Below are 18,853 nucleotides of genomic sequence, written 5' to 3'. Positions count from 1 at the left end.
GGGCTTTTTTGATCAGCCATTCAGAAATAAAAAGGATAAAAACACTTGCATTCGATATTTTTTTATATATTTGCGGACAGAAAGGGGCATCTATTACAATAACCTAAAACATACTGAATATGGAACACATTCCACAAGTATTCTGGCTCATTCCCATTGCTTCCGTGTGCGCGCTGGGAATGGCATGGTATTTCTTCAAGTCCATGATCAAGGCCGAGGAAGGCACACCCCGCATGAGAGAGATTGCTGAATACGTGCGCCGAGGAGCCATGGCCTATCTGAAGCAGCAATACAAGGTCGTCCTGATCGTATTCATCATTCTGGCTGCTGTCTTCGCCATCATGGCCTACGGTTTCAACGCACAGAACGCCTGGGTTCCTTTCGCTTTCCTGACAGGCGGGTTCTTCTCGGGACTGGCCGGGTTCTTCGGAATGAAAACAGCCACCTATGCCAGTGCCAGAACAGCCAATGCCGCACGGAAAGGACTGAACGACGGACTCAAGATCGCCTTCCGCTCCGGAGCGGTCATGGGACTGGTCGTCGTCGGCCTGGGACTGCTTGACATTGCATTGTGGTTCATCGTCCTGACCTGGTTCTACTCGGACAAGATGACGGCAAGCGAGATGCTCATCACCATAACGACAACCATGCTGACTTTCGGTATGGGTGCCTCTACGCAGGCACTGTTCGCCCGTGTAGGCGGCGGCATCTACACGAAGGCGGCCGACGTGGGAGCTGACCTTGTGGGCAAGGTGGAGGCGAACATCCCCGAGGACGACCCGCGCAATCCGGCGACAATCGCCGACAACGTCGGCGACAACGTCGGCGATGTGGCCGGCATGGGAGCCGACCTCTACGAGAGCTACTGCGGTTCGATTCTCTCCACGGCAGCCCTGGGCGCAACCGCCTTTGCCGCCTCGGCGGGTGACATGCAGCTGCGGGCCGTCATCGCCCCGATGCTCATCGCCGCCGTGGGTGTGTTCCTCAGCCTGTTCGGCATCTTCCTGGTAAGGACTAAAGAAGGGGCGACAATGAAGGATCTGCTGCATGCCCTGGGACTCGGCACCAATACGGCCGCCCTGCTCATCGCAGCTGCCAGCTTCGTAATCCTGTATCTTCTCGGACTGGAAAACTGGCTGGGTGTCAGCTTCTCGGTCATCGCCGGTCTGACGGCAGGCGTGGTCATCGGCCAGGCAACGGAGTACTACACCTCCCAGAGCTACCGTCCGACGAAAGACATATCCGAGGCCAGCCAGACCGGTGCGGCAACGGTAATCATAAAAGGTATAGGAACAGGCATGATTTCCACCTGCATCCCCGTACTTTCCATATCGGCAGCCATCATGCTGAGCTACCTCTGTGCCAACGGATTCGATATGTCCATGTCGGCAGTATCCATCCAGCATGGCCTCTATGGCATCGGCATCTCCGCCGTCGGAATGCTGTCGACCCTGGGCATCACCCTGGCGACCGATGCCTACGGACCTATTGCCGACAATGCCGGCGGAAACGCCGAGATGAGCGAGCTGGGAGAGGAAGTACGCCACCGCACGGATGCCCTCGACGCACTGGGCAACACAACCGCCGCCACAGGCAAGGGCTTCGCCATCGGATCGGCCGCACTGACGGCACTGGCACTGCTGGCCTCCTATATCGAAGAAATCAAGATTGCCATGGCACGCGTCGGAGAGCAGATGACCAACGTTGCCGGTGAAACGATAGATGCCACAAAGGCGACTATCCCCGATTTCATGAACTTCTTCCAAGTGAATCTGATGAACCCGAAGGTGCTTGTCGGTGCGTTCATCGGTGCCATGGCCGCCTTCCTGTTCTGCGGCCTCACCATGGGTGCTGTCGGCAGGGCTGCCGGAAAGATGGTGGCCGAGGTGCGCCGTCAGTTCCGTGAGATCAGAGGAATACTCGAGGGAACAGGCACGCCCGACTACGGACGATGCGTGGAAATCAGTACACAGAGCGCACAGCACGAAATGATCATCCCATCCCTGCTGGCCATCATCATCCCTGTTGTCGTGGGGATCGTGCTGGGGGTTGCCGGAGTACTGGGCCTGCTGGTCGGCGGCCTGGCTGCCGGTTTCACCCTCGCCGTATTCATGTCGAATGCCGGCGGTGCGTGGGACAATGCGAAAAAACACGTTGAAGAAGGCAACTTCGGCGGTAAAGGCTCCGACTGTCATAAGGCAACTGTCGTGGGCGACACCGTCGGCGATCCCTTCAAGGACACCTCCGGACCGTCGCTCAACATCCTCATCAAACTCATGAGCATGGTCAGCATAGTCATGGCAGGGCTGACCGTCGCCTGCCTGTGACAACAGGTCTCACACCGTATCCATAGAGACCTGGACCCGACTTGCATGGTAAGAGAAGTTTACATTTGCAGATGTAAACTTCTCTTGTCATACCTGCAGAATCCGTACATATGCTTACCTGTATGGCAACTAAGCACTAATAAGGATTCAACTGACGCTTACTTGCATCCCAACCAAGCCTTACTTGGGGCGCAACCAAGCACCTTCTTCCACGAAAGATATAAACTCATGAAATACAGTTTATTACAAGTCCGTCAGAACAGCATCCTTTCTGTTCCCATGACAGTCTCTCTTGATTTTCTCGAATATGAATTTTCAGGACAGAAAATACAGAATGGCATACTCTCAGCGAAGTCTTCCCCACCCTGTCTCATCCGACAGAAAACGCTTCTATCATGTTTTTCCTGTTCCCAGATGAAGCGTTCAGAATGCCGTTCCAGCAGTGGCACGCCCCTCCATCAGCCGTTCAGCCTCTTTGAGTATCTCGGCATGGTCGAAGGCAAGGCAAGGGAGATCTGACAGCAGGAACCATCCGGCCTGCGCCGCATCGTCCTGTCCCTTGACTGTCACGGGGCTGTCAAGAACCGTGTAATATGCTACGGTGATGATCCGCTCACGCGGGTCACGGTTTACGGCATCAAAGACACCGACCCGGTACAGTCCGCCGACCGTCAGACCGGTTTCTTCCTCCAGCTCCCGGCGTGCAGCCCGGGCAGTCGTCTCATCGATATTCATAAAGCCGCCCGGGAAAGCCCACATTCCCTTGCACGGCTCATTTCTGCGCTGTATCAGCAGCAGTTTCATCCCTTCGGCAGTGTGTGCAAACACCAGACAGTCTGCCGTCACTGCCGGATGCGGATACTGATAAGTGTACATCTTCTTCATCTGGGATCAATCTGTCCTTCTCCTCTCTCTCGTGTCCTCAGCCAGGCAGGCGGGCCGGCAAATGGGAACGGCCCGACCGAGCAGAGACACACAGATTCAGGAGCAGGGCAAATATACGAATAATATATGAAATGGAACATCATGTGACGGAAAAAATATGAAACAAGTCTATTCAGCCAAGTAAAAGTATGAAAAATAATCTTTAAGGATAAGTATTCTCTCTTATTTTTTTGCTAACTTTGCGACGATGGAATTCAGAACAATCGTCCATTTTCCCCGGCCGGCATTTGAGCTGATGCCCTGCGAACGGATTCTTTTCGTAGGGTCATGCTTTGCAGACAGCATGGGCAGGCGGTTTCAGGAAGAGAAGTTCAGGGCTGTTGTAAACCCCTCCGGCGTGATGTACAACCCTGTATCCATCCTGCATACGGTGGAGAAGATGGAGAAACACGTATTTGACACCGCCGTATTCACGTTAGGGACCAATCATGTCTATGTGGAACGGACGACCGGCGAGATCGTCGACAACTGCCGGAAACGCCCGCAACGGCTGTTTGAAGAACGGGAGCTTACCGTTGAGGAATGTACCGGCGCACTGCACGAGTCTGTCCTGCTGCTGCGGAAGAACAACCCCGGCATCAAGGTCATCCTCACCGTCAGTCCTATCCGTTATGCCAAATACGGCTATCATGGAAGCCGGCTTTCCAAGGCCGTGCTGCTGCTGGCGGCCGACAGGCTGGTGAAGGAACTGGGCGAAACGGCCTATTACTTCCCGGCCTACGAGATTGTGAATGACGAGCTGCGCGACTACCGTTTCTACAAGCCCGATATGCTGCATCCCAGCGACCAGACAGTAGACTATATATGGGAACGGCTCGTAGAAGCCTGCTTCTCTGCGGAGGCGAAAGTATTTCTCGAGGCATGGAGACCGGTCAAGGCGGCACTGGGACACCGGCCGTTCCATCCCGGGTCGGAGGCATACCGGGACTTCCTGGAGAAGACAAAGGAGGCGGCCAGGACACTGAAAAAGAAATATCCGGACATGGAACTGAACCTATAAGAAGAGAAGATATGGATGACAGACAGATTGAGAACCTACTGAGGACACACAGCATAAGAATAACGGCCAACCGCATCCTCATCGCACGGACGCTGGCGGCACTGGATCATCCGGTCTCCATGAAAGAGCTGACAGCAATGATCCTGACGATAGACAAGTCGAGCATCTTCCGCACGCTGCTCCTGTTCAAGGACCACCATCTGGTACACCAGCTCGAGGACGGCAGCGACGTGGCACGGTACGAACTGTGCCTGAGCCATGATCCAGATGATGATGAAGACGTACACGTACACTTCTACTGTGAACGCTGCCGGCGCACATTCTGCCTCAGCGACACGCCTGTCCCCAGGGTCAGCCTGCCCCAAGGATACGAACAGACCTCCGTCAACTATATGGTGAAAGGCATCTGTCCCGACTGTTCCCGCCGTCCTCATCACGACTGACAAGCCCGGACGCCCCCAGCCACATACGTATCGCTCCGCCCGGTATCGGCTTCCGCCCTTCGCCCTGCCGTCAGGCTCTTTCACGTTCCTCCTCTCCCCGGACGCAGGACGGGCGGCTCTGAAAATCGCCTTCACCAGACCGTCAGACAGACTGAAACTCCAGCCTGTACATCTGCCCAACGGCCATGACCTGTCCGTCAAGACGAAAAAACAGTGCGGATGATAGGCCGTATTAAGACTTTTGATTACCTTTGCATAAGATTAAAAAACAATTTAGATAGTAATGAATTATACTATTGAGAAAGTAACGACGCTCATCGGCGCACGCCGTTATGGCGACAAGGAAGCGAACATCAGCTTCGTCCTCACCGACAGCCGCTCCCTATGTTTCCCGGAAGAAACATTGTTCTTTGCCCTCAAGTCCGAACGCAACGACGGGCACAACTACATCCCGGAACTCTACGGACGGGGCGTCAGGAACTTTGTTGTAGAAACGGTCCCGGAAGACTGGAACAGGCGTTATCCCGACTCCAACTTTCTGAAGGTCGTCGGCTCGCTGGAGGCTCTGCAGCGGCTGGCAGAACGTCACCGTGACGAATACCTCGTTCCGATTGTCGGCATCACCGGCTCCAACGGCAAGACGATGGTCAAGGAGTGGCTCTATCAGTTGCTTTCTCCGCAGATGGTCGTCACACGCTCACCGCGCAGCTATAACTCACAGATCGGCGTGCCGCTGTCCGTACTGCTGCTGAACGAGAACACACAGGTGGGTGTCTTCGAGGCCGGTATCAGCCAGCCGGGTGAGATGTCGGCACTCCACGACATCATCCAGCCTACGATCGGTGTGTTCACCTGCCTCGGTTCGGCCCATCAGGAGAACTTCCCGTCCCTGGATGCAAAATGCAGGGAGAAACTGCACCTCTTCCACGACACGCAGGCGATTGTCTACTCCCTGGACGACGAGGTGCTGAACCGCTGTCTGGACGAATACGACTACAAAGGAGAGAAGCTCTGCTGGTCGGCAAAGGACGAAAAGGCGGTCTTCTACATCAAGTCTATCGAAAAGAAGGACGTTGAAACCACCGTCACCTACACATGGAAAAACGGAAAGGAAGCACAGTACAGACTTCCGTTCATCGATGATGCCAGCGTCGTGAATTCCATCACCTGTGCCGTGACGGCACTCCAGCTGGGCGTCACTCCGGCTGCCCTCGGAGAACGGATGGCACTGCTGGAACCCGTCGCCATGCGGCTGGAGGTGAAAGAAGGACAGCACGGCTGCACGCTGATCAACGACTCCTACAACTCCGACTTCAACTCGCTGGACATCGCACTCGACTTCATGAACCGCCGTCCCGACCACAAGGGACGCAGACGCACACTGATTCTGAGCGACATCCTGCAGAGCGGCGACACTGACAAGGACCTGTATAACAAGGTAGCATTCCTGTGTGAGAAACGTGGTGTGGAGAAATTCATCGGCATCGGCGAGGGACTGCTCGGTCAGCGTTCCGCCTTCAGGCATCTGGGGAAAAAGCATTTCTTCGCCACCGTCAATGCCTTTATCCACAGCGATGTATTTGCCAATCTGCACGATGAAGTAATCCTGCTGAAAGGCGCACGACAGTTCGGCTTCGACCGGCTGACAGAGCTGCTGGTGAAGAAAGTACACGAAACCGTACTGGAAGTGAACCTCAACGCCGTTGTCGACAACCTCAACTGGTACCGTTCCTTCCTGAAGCCGGAGACGAAACTTGTCTGCATGATCAAGGCCGATGCCTATGGCGCAGGCGCCGCGGAGATTGCCAAGACGCTGCAGGACCACCGTGTGGACTACCTTGCCGTGGCCGTGGCCGACGAAGGCGTGACGCTCCGCAAGAACGGCATCACGAGCAACATCATGATCATGAACCCCGAGATGAGTTCGTTCAAGACCCTCTTCGATTACGACCTCGAGCCGGAGGTATATTGCTTCCGACTGCTGGATGCACTCGTAAAGGCGGCGCAGAAAGAGGGCATCACCGGCTTCCCTGTCCACATCAAGCTCGACACGGGAATGCACCGGCTGGGCTTCGACCCGCAGAAAGACATGGATGAACTGATCAGCCGGCTGAAGCATCAGAACGCCATCATACCCCGTTCCGTCTTCTCGCATTTCGTCGGTTCCGACGCTGACAGCTTCGACGACTTCTCTGCCCGCCAGTTCGCACTCTTCGAGGAGGGCAGCGGAAAGCTGCAGTCAGCTTTCAAGCACAAGATCATCCGTCACATGGACAACTCCGCCGGTATCGAACATTTCCCTGAGCGGCAGATGGACATGTGCCGGCTGGGACTGGGACTCTACGGCATCAATCCCCGTACGAACAAGATCATCAACAACGTATCTACCCTGAAGACGACCATCCTCCAGCTGCGCCATGTGCCTGCCGGTGACACCGTTGGCTATTCCCGCAAGGGGACTGTCGAGCACGACAGCCTGATTGCCGCCATACCAATCGGCTATGCAGACGGCCTGAACCGCCATCTCGGCAACCGGCACTGCTATTGCCTGGTAAACGGAAAGAAGGCAGCGTATGTCGGCAACATCTGCATGGATGTGGCCATGGTCGACGTCACGGGCATCGACTGCAAAGAAGGCGACAGTGTCGAGATTTTCGGTGACCACCTGCCGGTCACTGTGCTCAGCGATGTACTTGACACCATTCCATACGAGGTTCTTACCACGGTCAGCAACCGTGTAAAAAGAGTTTACTTCCAGGATTAAAAGAGAAAACAGTCCCCCCTCGTCCCCTTCCTCGCAGGGAGGGAAAGAGGGGGACAAGTTTCATTCTCTCACACAGAAGGCACGGATAAACAGAGCTTACAGGGTTCTGCCACAGAGACCCCTCACGGACTTAGACGATGCAGAGTGTTGCCGGAAACAATACAGTCATTTTAGCTAAAGTCAAGGGATCCATTCACCCCGATCTTATTTACCATGGAAGAAAACAATATCACCTAATTGTATTATAGCCGCAATCTACAAAGCCTGCTCAACCTTGGGGGCAGACAACAACTGACTTATCTTAGGTTATCCCGTCTACAGCCCGAGGTACTCGCAAACTTTCAGACTGCAAGATATAAAACATCCTATCCACAGAGTTGTTAATGGATATAAACGACATTGGTACATACCCATCCCCTCAGGGTTCTGTGCCATCCCTGCCCGCAAGGGTTCTGCGCCAAAAGTAAACTCCGTCTATCCGTACCTTCTGTGAGAGAACTAAAATGACAACAACTATGGCAATTATGTATTTACTTATCGGTATCATCACCGGCGCAACCATCATGCTGCTGTGGATGAAGAACAAATCAACACAAGAACTAAGGAAAGCCGGTGAGGAACTGGCAGCACTTCGCAGTCAGCTTGAAACGGAGCGGAAGAATATGGACGAACGCATCGCTGCAGTGAAGGAGAGCAGCCGGAATCAGATAGAAACAGAACGGAGACACAGCGAGGAGCTGCGCAGCGAACTGCAGAAGCAGACGGAGGCGAAGAACCGGCTGTTGCAGGAGGAGGTGCGCAACATGGCTGCACAGATGCTGGCAGAGAGCCGGGAGAAGATGAACGCCGCTGACAAGGAACGGCTCGATGCCCTGCTCTCACCGCTGAAAGACCGGCTGGAAGCATTCAGCCAGACCGTTGTGAACAACAGCAAGGAGAGCACTGCCAACAAGGCGGAGATAAAGACCACCTTCGAGGAGGCGATGAAGCGGCTGCACGCCGAACAGGAAATGACCATCAAGGCGATGCGTGAAGATCAGGAACGCACCGTGAAAGAGCTACGTGAACAGACAGAACGCATCGGCAACGATGCCGCTTCGCTGACGAAAGCCCTCAAAGGCGACTCGAAGATGCAGGGCGACTGGGGAGAGATGATTCTCGAAAAGACCCTGGAAGACTGCGGGCTGGTAAAGGGCCAGCAGTTCTTCCTGCAAGAGAACTACAAGGACGAGAACGGCAACAACTTCCGCCCCGATGCCGTCATCGTCTTTCCCTGCAACGAGCGGACGGTCGTCGACTCAAAGGTGTCGCTGACGGCGTATCAGGCTGCGCTCAGGGAGACCGATGACAACGAACGGGACAAGCTGCTGAAGGAGCATGCGGCATCGGTCCGCAGGCATATCGACGAGCTGTCGGCAAAGAACTACGAGAAACTCGTTCCGGGCTGCATCGACTATGTGATGATGTTCGTTCCTTACGAGAGCGGTTATTCGGCTGCCATGAAGACGGATCCGGCCATCCTGCAATACGCTTTCCGCAAGCACATCTTCGTCCTCAGTCCGAGCAACCTGCTCATGGCATTGCAGCTGACCCGCACCATGTGGCAGAACTACCGTCTGAACAACAACGTAGACGAAATCCTGCGGCAGTCCAACGACCTCTACGACAAGTTCGTCACCTTCGGCGAGACTTTCCTCAAGGTCGGTACTGGCATCGAACGACTCCAGCAGGATTACAGCAAGGCCAAGGGACAGCTCAACGAAGGCAAGGGCAATATTATCCGCCGTCTGGAAGGCATGAAGGCACTGGGCATCACGCCGAAGAAGCAGATACCGGAACAGCTGTAACAGGAGGAAGCCCAGACTCCCATTCAGATTTCCATTCCGCAGGAACGGATTCCTCGTCTATGACAAGCTGTTGGTCAGAGAGAGAGGAGATAGCTGTTCCTACTGTTTTTTTTGACAGACTCTCTTTTCCTGCAACAATATCATAACCCGTCAGATCATGAGAGGAAGCCGGTGATGCTGCGACTGGAATGTTGCGCTGCAGCTCTTTGAATCGCTGACTTCTGTTCGCCTCCAATGTGAAAAGCACCAGCATCGACCATTTATCACCGACCCTTGACAACACGTTCCGGACGGGACAGTTGGGGGAAAGGGCATCCCTTATTTCATTTCTGTTCATGCTTACAAAGTCTTTAAGTCGTATTGTTCCTTAATTCCGCAACCGCATTAATCCGTTCATCGTATTGTCGTCAATGTCCATTCAATATGTTATACTCTAAATCTATCGTCCTTTTGTGTGGTTGGTGCGAAGAATGCTCATATACAAGAGGTGGCTTCCCGATATGCGGGAAGCCACCTCCGTTGGTTAAAAAGATGACTGCGTGTTGCTGCGTGCTGCACATGTCTATTCCGTCACGGGCCGCACCGATGCGCCTAAACAGCGAAGGGGCGTACTCAGCGGATGCGCGATTTGCCAATTAAAAGCAAAGTAGAAACCACCGCTCGCCGTGTTCGGAGCGGCCGACCAATAAGAGCCTACGATGTTGGCGCCAATGAGCGAACCGTCGTCGTAGTGACGGTAGCCCGCAGCGGGGAAGAAGATGGTGGACGTATTGTTTGGGTCGGCAAAGAAGTTCCAACCATAGTTGACAACAAGGTTGATAGTAGCTTTTGAACCCTGTATGTTCATCTCTTCCGCCTTGGTGGAGTTCTTGCCCGTAGTGGTGAACCGCGTAAAGGCGTTGCTGGCGGGCAGATGGAAGCCTGCGGGACTGGGGTCGTAAATGGATTTCACCACTGGGAGGTCGTTACCGACATTGTAGACATCCCACGTAGTGTTCTGCGTCGACCAGAGATTAAAGTAAGCAAAACCTGCAGGGGCGCCAAAGCCATGAGGATACCAATCCACACCGGTTCCACGAATGTAGAAGTTGCCGGGATGCTGGATGGCGTTGGTGAGAGAGATCTGCTCGCCTGCGTTCTTGTTGAACAGATGGTCGGCAGGATAAAGCGTGGGTTCCACGGCTTTCCCTGTTTTCAAATCCCCTTTCAATCCACCGGGGAAAGCATCTTTACGGCCAAACTGATAGTGAGTGGAACAGCCTTCTCGTGCAACGCCGGAGGCTTGCGTGATGATGATGTCGCCCTGCTGATTGGAAACCTGCTGGCGGATATGCACTTTCACGCGACGGGGCTGCTGATTGTCAGAACCTCTCCAAGCGGTATATTTCCAGCCGAGGGGTTCGGTGCTGAATTTATAAGTATGGGATTTGCTGTAGTTGACCACAGGAATGGGATCGAGCACGTTGTCGGGAGCAAACCACAGGTGCCAAGACCACACGATGGTACCATTCTTGGTGACGGCTACCACGGCGTTACCGTTTCTGATGTCGGCGGCCTTCACCTCGAACTTCAGGTAGGTTTCGCTGCCGTTGCGCTCGATGGCGTTGGCATCGAGGTGTACCAAGTCCTTCTCGTCTTCCCAAACAATCCTTGCACCGTCGATGCCGCTGTTGGCACCGCCGTTGGTTTTCTCGATCCAAGCGTTGGTGATGTCGGCACCGGCATGGTCTTTAAACTTATGCAGAATGACATCGGTATTATTATACTTTACGACGGTAGAAGGGCCGGTGTAGGACGCAGTGTTCTCCATGCCGTTGGTGATGGCATTGCCGTACACCAAGGGAAGCTTATAGAAGCCTGGGTGGGAGATGACGTAGCAGTTGGCCGTGTTGCGCGGCGTGACGGCACCTTTGATGTTGTGCGTGGAGAGGTCGTAGTAGGCAGAGCTACTGCCCTTGTCACCCTCTTTGAGTTTGTCGTTGCGCGCTTTGAGCAAGTCTTTTACGACTATCTTCTTCACCGTGCCCTGACCTTGGTCGGCTGCCACATAGTCTTCGGCTTGCGTGCGGACGTTGCTAATCCCGTCAAACCATTCGGGCTTGTTCATGCCCTTGTCCTCCCAAGTGCCGGTGGTATAGTTATACTCCTCGTAGCCCACAATCTGCCAAGGCACGGCCTGCTTCACGCCGGGAGCGGAGGCGTCTGTGCGGAAGCTCTCCACGGTATAGGTGCCGCCGTCGGTACTGTTGTAGGCGGCCGTAGTGGTGGGACTTGTCACCGTAAAACTGTAGTCCCAGTTGCTGGCGGCATTGCTTAGTTTATAGGTGCGAGTGGTGGCCGGTTGCCAAGCATCGCTCAAGGGAATGTCAATCGCGGGGGCATCGGCTTCGCTGAACTCAACGTGAACGGTGACGCCCTCCAACGATTGCGGAATCATGTAGAACGTGTAGTTATCGCCGTCTTTGCCCACGATCACCTGATTGGGTAGGCTGTTGGTGCTCACAGGGGTTTCGGGCGTGAGCGTGAAGGTGGTCTTCGAACTGGCGTCCACCTCCCAGCGCAGGCCTTTGCCGTTGGCGTTGTCGGTGAGATGGAGCCGACCTTTGCTGCATACGTTGCGCAGCTCCACCTTGGTGATGTGCTTGTTCCACGAGAGATTCTCTCCCACGGCAAACTTCACGGCCGTAAGGGCGTGATAGAACTCAAGGCGAGCCTTGGGAGCCGTACCGCGTGTTTCATATTTCACCTCGCCCGAGCTGGCCACCATCAGGTCTACTTGGTCGGCAATGCTCGGTTTCACCTCGAAGTCCACATAGGGCGTGCCGCTATGCGTGGCGGGCGAGAGGGCGATGCTGTTGGCCGCCGTAGCCTCGGGGAAGACGGCATAGAAGCGGGCGTAAGGCTCCGCCCACGACCATAGCAGCGGCGTGACGAGGGTACCGGCGGCATCGGTGGGCGCACTGTGGAACCACTCGGGACGCTCTACCTTAAAACCGGCCGTCGCGCCGCGATAGCCCAGCGAACTGAACCGCGCATCAATGGCGGTCTTCACGTTGGCGCGTGTGCCGGGCTGGGGCAGCACGGCGTTAATGCCCTCGGTAGTGGTTTGAATGAGGCAGGTGTTGGGCAGCCCCGACACATCGATGCGACGCGTGGCCAGGTCTTCGCCCGACAGGCCTTGCGCCTGCTGGCGGGCGATGGCGGCAGCCTTCGTGGCAGGATCGTTCAGCATTTCTGTCTGTGCGACGCTTACCTCGAAGCTGACGTTCACGCCCGGGTCGCCCGTCTGTTGGTCATTGTCGTCGGAGCAAGAGCCGATGGACAGGCATGCGATGCCCGCCAGCATAGCGGCGAAGCATCTACGAAGAATGTCTTTTGTTCTCATGTTTGTTTTGAATGGATAAAGTTTAAACGAATGCTTTATTTTCTGATATTCAATCGGGCTGTGCCCGAGACGAATTGATGGGCCGACAGGCGAATAAATACCTCCGCCCGTAGGGCACTCCGTTACTTCTTCATGATTTTCTTTCCACCTCCGATATAGACGCCGGCGGGCAGACTGTTGAGAGATATGCCGATGTAGCGACCTTGCAGGTCGTAGTAGCGCACGGTGCCTTCGCGGTCGGTGGTCTTGATATGGTTGATGCCCGTCGGTCCGCCATTGGGCTTCATCCAGCGCAGGATGGGATAGTCGTTGTCGACGTGTGCCCATACCTTCTCCATATCCCATCCGAGCGTCGTAGCATAGTGTGCGTTGGACTTGGCCGTGGCTTCGGTTACCTGCTGGCCGTTCTCGTCATTCGGATTGGTGTAGCGATTGGTGTAGGGGGAGCCGGGAGAACCGTAGAGGGTAGTCGCCAGCGTGTAGTTAGACTTCAAGGAGCAACCTCTTCCGGAAGTTTGAAGTAATGGATGAGTCCATTTTTGTACGCTAAAGATATGATCGGCTGCCACCATATTATGAGACAGTCGGGTGGGGACAGCGGTTGCATCTATCAACCCCAAGATACCGGAAGCGTGGAGCTCCTCGTTGTCCACCGTACCTCTGAAGAGGCAGTGTGTGAGAGTCAGTCCGGTACTGGTGCCCACCAGTCCACCGGCCTGATGTTCGTCCGATACGATTTTGGCCTTGGCCAGACAATCGGAAATGACAGTAGTTGCTTTCGATTCGCCGACGAAAGCAGCCACATGGTCATGGCCTCTTACGGAAGATTCCATCACGGCACACCGGCTGATCTTGGTGCCGACGGCAGTACCCACGATGACACTCGTATTATTGAAAGATCCGCTGAGCTCTACCCGGGCATCACGGAAACCGAGGTCGTAGATTTTTGCGTTCTCCGTGCGGCTGAGGAAAGCGAGGTTATTGCGAGCACCCTTCAGGGTCATATGCTGAATCCAGTGCCCGTTGCCATTGAGTTCTCCGCCGAAGGAGGGAGACCCTTCGGGAATGTTGATGCCGTTGAAATCCGTCCCTTTCAGGTCAATGTCTGCCATCAGTTTGGCTTTGGCGGCATACTGACCGTTTTCAATCGCCTTACCCCATAGTTTCAGCTGTAGGGCTGTGCTCAGCTCATAAATTCCCTCGGCATTGAGGGTCATGATGGAGGGATCGATTTGATGACAGACAGTGCAGATGCCATCCACATAGGTGTGTGCTCCGGTGGCAGGTACGACATTTGCTTTTCGAGTGGCCTCGCAGATGGAGCAGGTTTGCATCTCATATCCTTCTGCCCCACATGTAGCAGCTACCGTCTGAGTAGTTTTCCATTTGTGGGTGTGAGCCGCAATGGTCTTCAGTGCCAGTTCGCTCATCTGGAAATACTCTTCACCTACGCTTTGGGTGATGGTGAAGCGATAGTACTGGTAAGCCGTTTCCGGAGGGGTTACGGGGAAGAAATAGGGATAGTAGTTATTGTCCTGCATCACCTTGTCGTCCGTCTTAGTGTCGATAGTCGTCCACGTCTGCTGGTCGTTGGAACCTTCCACCGTCCAGTCCTTGGGATTGCGCCCAGGATATAAGCGGTTGTCATTACCTGTCGTGAACTGGTAGCCTATGAGCTGGCAAGCCGACGTGGCTTTCACCACTACTGTCTGGGGCGTCTTTCCCTCCCATTTCTCTCCGGTGTCACCATCCATTGCCTTGGCATTGCCCGACTCCAAAGTCATGCCGAAAGCAGCCGGCAGCAGTGCAAATTCAGAAAGTTGAAAAAGATGATTTTTAAAATCGGCAGAACGAGATGAGTTCTTCTTAATCCAGAGCTTAAAGTACTTGTACTTCTGTTTGCTGTTGCAATACACCGTGTATTCGGTGAAGTTCTTGTCCTCGATGAGGTGATCTTCCTTTTGGTGGTAAATGATGTCCCACTGGGCCTTGTCATTACTGCCGAAGATGGTATAGTCTTCGGGAACGCGCCCAGGGTCGTCAGTGTTGTCATTGGCCGTAGTCATCTTGAAGCCTTGGATGTAAGTGGCCTCGCTGGCTTCCAGCATCAGGTAGGCTTTATTCACATCGCTGTTGGCTCCCTTGCACCATTTGGTGTTGAGATTCCCGTCGAAGGCTTTCGCCGAGCCTTCTCCGTCGGTCCAGTCCGACCCTTCGACAGCGATGAATGTGACCTGGCACATCGCACTGATGCTGACTGCAGCCAGTGCCATGAGCGTAAGTAATCTTTTTTCATTGTAATCATTGAATTAAGTTTTATAATAACGAATATATATATTCAACTTCTTTATCCCCAATCTCTCACGAGAGTCTTTGCAAGGAAAGCGTTACAAGAGTTCTCGCCATCATGGGTGTTAAACACTCTCTGGCAAGAGTGTACTACATTCTTTGATAAGGGTGCAGTACACTGTCATGACCAGTTTGAGTTGGTTCATCATATAGGTGATATGAGATTTATTTCTTTATCACTTTCTTCCCACCTACGACATAGATGCCGGCGGGCAGATGGTTGAATGAGGTGCCGAGGTAGCGGCCTTGCAGATCGTAAACAGAGGCATTCATATCGGCATTGTCGTCCGTCACGTCGCCGATGCCGGTGGTCTCGCCGTTGAGGACAACAGAGAGCTGCTTGGCACCTGACGCCTGCGGTGGACAGATGATGTAGGCATGATAAGCAGGAACGGTGGCACCGGGGTTGTCGGTCGTTACCTTGTGAAACATACCATCGTCCTGCAGGATGTAGGCGTTGGCTGCGGCAGCCGTAGCGTTGTCCATGCTTACCACCGTGCCCTTGATAGAGTAGCCATTGGCGCTGGTCGTCAGATTAGCTCCGGTGTAGGCTTTCACCTCGATGTTCGTGCCGCCGAGCTGTGGCGTGCCGTCGGCAGTGATGTAATACGGTGTGTATGCCGTGAGCTTATCTTTCGTTTCCTTGAAATGGACTTCGTTTTTGTTGCCGCCCGAGAGGGTGTAGGCCTTGAAACCCTGAGCGGACAAGTCGTAAGGCAGACACAGCGTGGCATTCTGCGTGCCATTGAAGTTGCGCTCGTAGGTAACGGTGGTGGCGGTGAAGTCGAGCCCGATGGGCAACGGCTGTCCGTCGGTGAGGCGGAAGTCTTCACACGCCCAGCCTTTCTTTGCCGCGTCGTAATACACGTAGTTCGCCTTGCTCTTGTCGGCTGCGTTGTAGAAGTCGGGCATTTCACCCAACTGCTGTGCCCAGTAGCACTTGTCGGTGCGGTTGTTCTGTAGCTTCTTTATCACCTCGCCGCTCTTGAGCTGCTCGGCGGTTATCTTCGTGCCCTGCGCTATGCCGCAGGCGTTGAGGTAGTAGCAGTTGGTAATGGTGGTGCCGGAGAAAGAGTTCGTGCAGAAGGTGTAGCCCCTGGAGCAGTTGTTCTCGCCGGCGTAGAGGCAGTTGGTCAGAGTGCAGGTGCCATACTGATTATTTACAAATCCGGCCATATATCTCTTGCCTTTCTCCGTCGTGGCGTTGAACTTGCCCTTGACGACGCAGTCGGTGATGGTAACCTTGGCATCTTTTCTTACACATTCAATAATGCCCGCCGCGTCGCATCCGCCTTCGTTATAGCTGCTCGTGATGTTCACTGCGCTGACGCAGCCCGAGATGGTGGTGTTGCCATAGGCGTCGCAAATCAATCCTGACAAAAAGAAGGTGTTCGAATTGATCTCTCCTTCGGTGCGCAGGTTCTTGATAGTGGCGCCGTCCACACTATTGAACGGGGCTATCCTGCGTTGATCGCCGCTATTCCAGTTGAACTTCAGCGTATGGTTCTGTCCATCGAACGTGCCGGAGTATCTTTTGTCATAGCCCAGCATCATGATGTCCCCGCCGAGGTTGACGTCCTGCGTCATCTTCGCGTCGACAGCGTTCTGTCCGCTGTTTACAATGTCGCGGAACGCTTTCCAGTCAGCCTTCGTGGCGATTTCGTAGTAGTCTTTTTTGTTGAAGGTTACTGCCACGGTCCGGTCGGTGTTGACGGTGGTTGAGCCGTTGAAGCCGTCCTCAAAGGCGATTTCGGAGTAATAATGGTGCTCGTTGTAGTCGCTGCCAAGGAGGTCCTTTGGTGTAAAGGTGGGCATGGAGCCGTAGATGGCCTTGCCGTGGGTGGCGTAGCGCGTGGCTTTTACCTGGCTGTTGTAGGTAAACTCCACCTTGCGCACCCGCTTGGCGTCGTTACCGGTGAGCAGTGGCTCGGTGTCCTTATTGAGATCCTGTCCCCACACCATGTTGTTTCTGCGGGCTTGCAGCTTATACGCCACCTCGCCGTTCCGCAGCTGCTCCTTGGTAATCTGCGTGCCTTGCGTCGCGCCACAGGCGTTCAGATAGTAACAGTTTTTGATGGTGGCGTTGGCGGCGAAGGTGTTACCGCCGGTGGCGTTGTTCTCGCCAATGTAGAGGCAGTTGTTCAGAGTGCAGGTGCCATACTGATTATTTACAAATCCCGATATTCCCCTCCGACCATTCTCCGTCGTGGCGTGGAACTTGCCCTTGACGACGCAGTCGGTGATGGTAACATTGGCATTGTCTCCTATACATTCAACCAAGCCCGCCGCGTCGCATCCTTGACCAGTATAGCTGCTCGTGATGTTCACTGCGCTGACGCAGCCCGAGATGGTGGTGGTGCCATAGACGTAGCAAATCAATCCTGACAAAAAGAGGGTGCTTGAGTTGATCTCTCCTTCGGTGCGCAGGTTCGTGATGGTGGCATCCTTCACTATCCGGAATGGGGCTATCTGTTTTTGCGCGCCGGCATCCCAGTTCATCGTGAGCGTATGGTTCTGTCCGTCAAACGTGCCGGTGTACACATTGGGCCAATGCCCCACCATCGCGATGTCCCCTCCGAGGTCGACGTCGGCTTCGAGACGGGCGTTGAGATTAGTCATGCCCTCGTCGTTGACCAGATGAGCGAATACCTTCCATTCGTTGAGGTCTTTGATGAGCATGGTATGAGCCCCCTTGTCCGTGCGTATTACTGTGAATGTTTGCTTAAGAGAAGACTCCTCGTAAAGGTCGTTCTTCCGCTGATTGATGGTAACGTCTACAGTACCTGCGGTACCTTCAAAGAAGCATTTTCCTGACATTGCTTCGGGCCTCAGCACGTTGTCATTAGTGCATTCGACGTTAAACCCGTCATTACCACTTTTGTAAGGTATACCACTTTCCGTCGTAAAATCCGAATAATCATATAAGTTATGGACTTCGTGGGCGTATCCTTCACCCTCGTAGTACAACACCTTAGGCCGCTCGATCTGGTAGTTGAAGGTTACTCGGTCGCGCTTCACGTTGATCGTCGTGCTGCACGACGCTCCGGCAAACTTTTCATTGGCGGGGAAAATGGCGGTGAGGACTTCTGTGCCAGGGTGCAATAACTTTAAGCTTCCATCCCCGTAGAGTTTCACAACATCTTCATAGTTGGCCACATTGTACTCTACCTTGCCGTCGTACTCATCCTTGTCGAGGTTGGCATAAAACCCTCCCGATACGGTGTACACGTCATATCTGTCTCTTTCGAATTTCACCTTGGGCACCTTGACGTAGCCCACGATGATGTCGCGCACCTTGAACTGATCCCAATCTTTATTGTTGTGGGTGTAGATGTTGACAACTCTTTCCGGGGCACTATAATTGTAAACAACGATGTTGTTGTTGTCGTCATTGAGACCATCTTTATTGCCCCCGCTTATATGCGCGTTCGAAATGGCAGTCTTCTCGAAGAAATAGGCATAGTGCGGAACTCTGTCGATGCGCCAGATGCCTTCCCGTTCGTCATAGTCCTTTCCTCCCTCCGTATCGCGCAGGATGATCCAGCGGACGGCATAGCCTTCGTCGACCTTTACGCTGAAGTGGGAGCCCTTTGCCAGCTCGTAGATGGCGCTGTTGCCCGTTCCGCTGGTGGTTCTGCAATCGCTGAAGTTTATTTCCACCCTCCCCTGTCGGAGAGTTCCTACCGGCTTTTTCTTGCCTACCGCATTCACGGTATTGCGTGAGCGGAATGTCTCATAGTCGAAACGACCATAATCTGTTGCCCACGCCGGTGCCGCCAGCACGAGGACAAAG

The 18,853-nt window shown here is 54.2% G+C and carries 10 protein-coding genes; 5 read left to right on the top strand and 5 right to left on the bottom strand.

All coding sequences use genetic code 11. The features are described 5' to 3' along the window. Positions 1-119 precede the first annotated feature (119 nt). On the top strand, positions 120-2,327 hold the full coding sequence (locus HMPREF9141_RS04790; protein WP_007367397.1) for a sodium-translocating pyrophosphatase: 2,208 nt from the start codon (positions 120-122) through the stop codon (positions 2,325-2,327). 423 nt (positions 2,328-2,750) lie between these two features. Here HMPREF9141_RS04790 and HMPREF9141_RS04785 read toward each other — a convergent pair whose 3' ends face one another. After that, positions 2,751-3,203, bottom strand: coding sequence for an NUDIX domain-containing protein (locus HMPREF9141_RS04785; RefSeq protein ID WP_040554490.1), 453 nt, complete (start codon positions 3,201-3,203; stop codon positions 2,751-2,753). Between the two features lie 256 nt (positions 3,204-3,459). On the opposite strand from HMPREF9141_RS04785, the gene HMPREF9141_RS04780 reads away from it, so the two are divergent. The 4 genes from HMPREF9141_RS04780 to HMPREF9141_RS04765 all read left to right on the top strand — a co-directional run bounded on the left by HMPREF9141_RS04780 (position 3,460) and on the right by HMPREF9141_RS04765 (position 9,326). Further along, complete coding sequence (locus HMPREF9141_RS04780) at positions 3,460-4,272, top strand: GSCFA domain-containing protein (protein WP_007367394.1); 813 nt, start codon at positions 3,460-3,462, stop codon at positions 4,270-4,272. Between the two features lie 11 nt (positions 4,273-4,283). Beyond that, entirely contained in the window at positions 4,284-4,715 is a 432-nt protein-coding gene (locus HMPREF9141_RS04775; protein ID WP_007367393.1) for a Fur family transcriptional regulator, read from the top strand. A 283-nt stretch (positions 4,716-4,998) separates the two neighbouring features. Next, a complete protein-coding gene (locus tag HMPREF9141_RS04770; protein WP_007367392.1) occupies positions 4,999-7,479 on the top strand; it encodes a bifunctional UDP-N-acetylmuramoyl-tripeptide:D-alanyl-D-alanine ligase/alanine racemase in 2,481 nt (826 codons plus the stop codon). 515 nt (positions 7,480-7,994) lie between these two features. After that, the gene (locus HMPREF9141_RS04765; protein WP_040554275.1) at positions 7,995-9,326 is read left to right on the top strand and encodes a DNA recombination protein RmuC; all 1,332 of its coding nucleotides are present in this window, start codon (positions 7,995-7,997) and stop codon (positions 9,324-9,326) included. Here HMPREF9141_RS04765 and HMPREF9141_RS13845 read toward each other — a convergent pair. From HMPREF9141_RS13845 to HMPREF9141_RS04750, 4 genes are all read right to left on the bottom strand, one after another. Beyond that, the gene (locus tag HMPREF9141_RS13845; protein ID WP_007367390.1) at positions 9,292-9,663 is read right to left on the bottom strand and encodes a winged helix-turn-helix transcriptional regulator; all 372 of its coding nucleotides are present in this window, start codon (positions 9,661-9,663) and stop codon (positions 9,292-9,294) included. The two genes, HMPREF9141_RS04765 and HMPREF9141_RS13845, sit on opposite strands and share 35 nt — an antisense overlap. 225 nt (positions 9,664-9,888) lie before the next feature. Then, positions 9,889-12,711: a hypothetical protein gene (locus tag HMPREF9141_RS04760; protein WP_007367389.1), complete on the bottom strand. Its 2,823-nt coding sequence runs from the start codon at positions 12,709-12,711 to the stop codon at positions 9,889-9,891. Positions 12,712-12,833: 122 nt separating this feature from the next. Continuing rightward, positions 12,834-14,984: a discoidin domain-containing protein gene (locus HMPREF9141_RS04755; protein ID WP_007367388.1), complete on the bottom strand. Its 2,151-nt coding sequence runs from the start codon at positions 14,982-14,984 to the stop codon at positions 12,834-12,836. Positions 14,985-15,225: 241 nt separating this feature from the next. Next, positions 15,226-18,853, bottom strand: a 3,628-nt coding sequence (locus tag HMPREF9141_RS04750; protein ID WP_007367387.1) for a hypothetical protein, incomplete at its 5' end; no start/stop codon positions are given.

The sequence above is a fragment of the Prevotella multiformis DSM 16608 genome (assembly GCF_000191065.1).
Lineage (GTDB): Bacteria > Bacteroidota > Bacteroidia > Bacteroidales > Bacteroidaceae > Prevotella > Prevotella multiformis.
Note: the sequence above shows the minus strand (reverse complement) of the source record. Positions and strands in the feature narration are given on the sequence as shown.